Origin of the sequence: Methanospirillum sp. (assembly GCF_035560735.1) — an archaeon.
Taxonomy (GTDB): Archaea; Halobacteriota; Methanomicrobia; order Methanomicrobiales; family Methanospirillaceae; genus Methanospirillum.
Genome location: NZ_DATMYY010000114.1, coordinates 1 through 3626, shown reverse-complemented (window position 1 = coordinate 3626; position 3626 = coordinate 1). Strand labels below are relative to the sequence as shown.

At 44.4% G+C, this 3626-nt stretch carries 2 protein-coding genes; one reads left to right on the top strand and one right to left on the bottom strand.

Annotation, left to right across the window (positions count from 1 at the left end; translation table 11 throughout):
- Nucleotides 1-227 precede the first annotated feature (227 nt).
- Nucleotides 228-1103 (bottom strand): zinc metalloprotease HtpX, encoded by an 876-nt coding sequence (gene htpX / locus VN429_RS03575; protein ID WP_325629875.1) that lies wholly within the window; start codon nt 1101-1103, stop codon nt 228-230.
- A 229-nt stretch (nt 1104-1332) separates the two neighbouring features.
- On the opposite strand from htpX, the gene VN429_RS03570 reads away from it, so the two are divergent.
- Nucleotides 1333-3626 (top strand): calcium-translocating P-type ATPase, PMCA-type (locus VN429_RS03570; RefSeq protein ID WP_325629873.1); only part of this gene is annotated, 2294 nt, incomplete at its 3' end.

Genomic DNA, 3626 nt, shown 5'->3' with positions numbered 1-3626 from the left:
GATTAAACCAGAGCGAGTTTGTCCTCATTTCCTATTCAATACTGGACATTGAAGCAGCCATAGTATCAATTCGACAACCTCAAACCTGGTATAATAACCCTGATACCATGATATCATACCATTGATATGCCCATAGTTTAGTATTACGCCTATCTTCACAATTGTCCGGTTAATCCTGAAGAATGTAAAGGTTCTTTCAGATAACCTGGACTCTGAAAAAAAGAGGATTAATATCCACGGATTTCCCGACGCACATTTTCAAGATTCTCAATCCGTTTTTCTAATGGCGGATGAGTTGAAAATAATGCCGCAAATGTTTGTCCGGAAATTGCAGGAATAATATAGAACGCATTTGCTCCTTCCGCTGCGGCCCGGGTCTCGGTAGGAATCCGTTCCATTTTACCACTGATTTTCTTAAGTGCAGATATAAGAGCGTCCGGATCTTCAGTAATGAACGCAGCTCCGCGATCTGCTGCAAATTCACGATACCTGGATAAGGCCATCATAAGTATTGTGGAAAAAACCCACACGATTGCTGCAACTATACCTGCAATAATCCATGCTCCACCTTGTTCACGGTTAAATAATGATGCAAACAGAAAGTTGTTCATAATCATTGAAGCGATCATGGCAACAAACCCTGCTACTGTCATTGTCAGAATATCCCGGTTTTTGATGTGAGAGAGTTCATGTGCCAGAACTGCTTCCAGTTCAGCCTTGTTCAAGGTAACTATAATGGAATCGGTTACTGCAACAACAGCATGATGAGGACTCCGACCGGTGGCAAACGCATTCGGCATTGGAGATTGCATAACCGCAATACGTGGTTTTGGTAAATCAGCTTCTGCACATAATTTTTCAATCATTCGATGCAGATCAGGATATTCATCTTCCTCAACTATCCGTGCACCAGTAGTCATCATCACAAGTTTGTCTGAGAAGAAATACTGAACAAGCCCCATTCCAACTGCGATGACAATGATAAACATGGAAGGAAGCCCAAGCGCCATGAGGACTCCCATGAAGATCAGATAGACAAGTAAAAGCAGGATCCATGTGAGAAATATTCTTCCGGAAAGTCCGGTATCGCGTTGCCATTTCATGAATAATCATGGTTTTATTTGTATTCTCACCAGAAAAGGATCCATGATTCAATAAGCTACCTATGATCCTCTTTTGCCGTCTGTTGGTCCCTGCTGGAATCTGACCGGTAGCTCATTATATGAAATCTGCCGGAATTGTGATGTTGCTATACAACATGATCATGGTATTATGATACCCATACCAGACCAGGGCCAATATAATAAAGACGGCCTTTCCTCTGAATCTGTTTTGGAATCTCGGGAAACCTATGGCAAGAATGAAATGACTCCTCCAAAACGGATCCCGGTTTGGAAACAATATCTGGATAAATACCAGGACCCAATCATCAGGATTCTTCTCATTGCGGTAGCCCTTTCTGCTCTTGTTGCCATCATTGAAGGTAATAGTCTTATTGATACCCTTGGTATTGCATTAGCCGTAATCCTCTCAACCAGTATTGCATTTTTTACTGAATTTCGAAGTAATCGGGAATTTGACGCATTAAATGCCATGCGTGATGACACAGCAGTGAAGGTTGTAAGAAACAAAAGTCCGACTATTGTACCTCTGCGGGATATAGTTGTTGGAGACATGATCCTACTCGAAGCAGGAGATATGGTCCCTGCTGATGGATTCTTAATCCAGACATCAGATATAGAGGCTGATGAATCCGCATTCACAGGTGAGAGTGAGCCGGTCAGAAAAAATGAGAACGATCCCGCTCTAAAGGGTTCATATATCACAGCTGGCCGGGGAATCCTTATCGCTACTGCTGTCGGGGATACCACAAAAATGGGCAAGATCGCTTCATCATTGACCGAAGGCTCGAGGCCTGACACTCCGCTTCAGGTTAAATTAAAGGATCTCGCTCATCTCATAAGCAAATTTGGGTATGTGATGGCAGGTCTGATAATCACACTTGTCCTTGTCCAGGAACTGGTTCTCGGTGTTCCACCTGAATCCATGCTTGATCTCTTTAGAATTCTCTTACAAGCATGCATGTTTGCGGTTGTCATTATCGTTGTATCAGTACCAGAAGGTCTTCCGGTGAGTGTCACTGTTTCTCTTGCTCTTACAATGAGAAAGATGACCCGGGCAAAAAGTCTTGTAAGACGCCTTATCGCTTGTGAAACCATCGGCTCAGTCACAGTTATTTGTACAGATAAGACAGGAACACTGACTATGAACCAGATGGAAGTTGCTGCATCTTCCATTGAAGTTCCATTAGAAATACAGGATATTCCGGATAACGCAGCAGGATGGATCTCGCTCAATGCTGCTGTGAATAGTACTGCTGAGCTCGATCATGTTGACGGGCGTATGATTACTGTTGGCAACTCGACTGAAGCTGCTCTTCTCCGGTGGCTTCATCGGGCAGGAATCGGGTACCAGGAGATCAGAAAATCATACCCACTAATTTATCAGGATTTTTTTAACTCCAAAAAGAAGCAGATGTCAAGCACAATCTCTTTTGGAACACGTACATTCATTCTTGTCAAAGGCGCTCCAGAGATTATTGCTGCACAATGCAGCCCCACTCCGGATCTGACTCACCTGCACAATCTCGCAGGAAGGGCAATGCGAACACTTGCGTTTGCCCATGGAGAGATCTCTTCAGAATCTGACTTGACTACATTGACCTGGGATGGATACGTGGGTATTCGCGATGAAGTTCGACCCGATGTTCCTGATGCGGTCCAGAATTGCAAGGATGCAGGGGTAACAGTTAAAATGGTTACCGGAGATAGTGCTGAAACGGCTGCAACTATCGCACGGGAAACTGGTATTCTGGGTTCCGGCCTTATTATGACCGGACCTGATTTCCGGGAGTTAACAGACGATAAGCGGAAAGAGATTGCAGGAGAGATTCAGGTTCTTGCACGCTCTGATCCGCATGACAAACTCCTGCTGGTAAAAGCACTTCAGTCAAATGGAGAGGTTGTTGCAGTAACCGGGGATGGAACTAATGATGCCCCTGCTCTCAGGAGTGCCGATGTGGGTCTTGCAATGGGTATCGCAGGAACAGAAGTTGCGAGAGAGGCTAGCGATATTATCCTGCTGGATGATTCCTTCCCTACTATAGAACAGGCGATCTGGTGGGGAAGAGCATTGTATGAAAACATTCAGAGGTTTTTGATCTTTCAACTGACAATAAATATTGCTGCCGCGATATTGACGTTCATTGCACCACTCCTGGGATTTGCTCCGCCATTTACCATTATACAATTACTGTGGATTAATATCGTTATGGATTCTCTGGCTGCACTTGCTCTCTGTTCAGAAGCGCCTCACCCGGCACTGATGAAAAGAAACCCAATCCCAAGATCAGCATCGGTTATCACTCCATATATGACCCAATCAATCCTGATTACTGCCGGAATATACATTTTAGCAGGAATCGGGGCACTTATACTAGGACTCCCCTTTATGAATACTCCTCAGGAACAGGCATCTGCTTTCTTTGCGGGCTTTGTTATCGCCCAGGTATGGAACGGAATAAACTGTAGGGGAATAAACGGAGTAATGCCCCCTCTGTTTAAAGG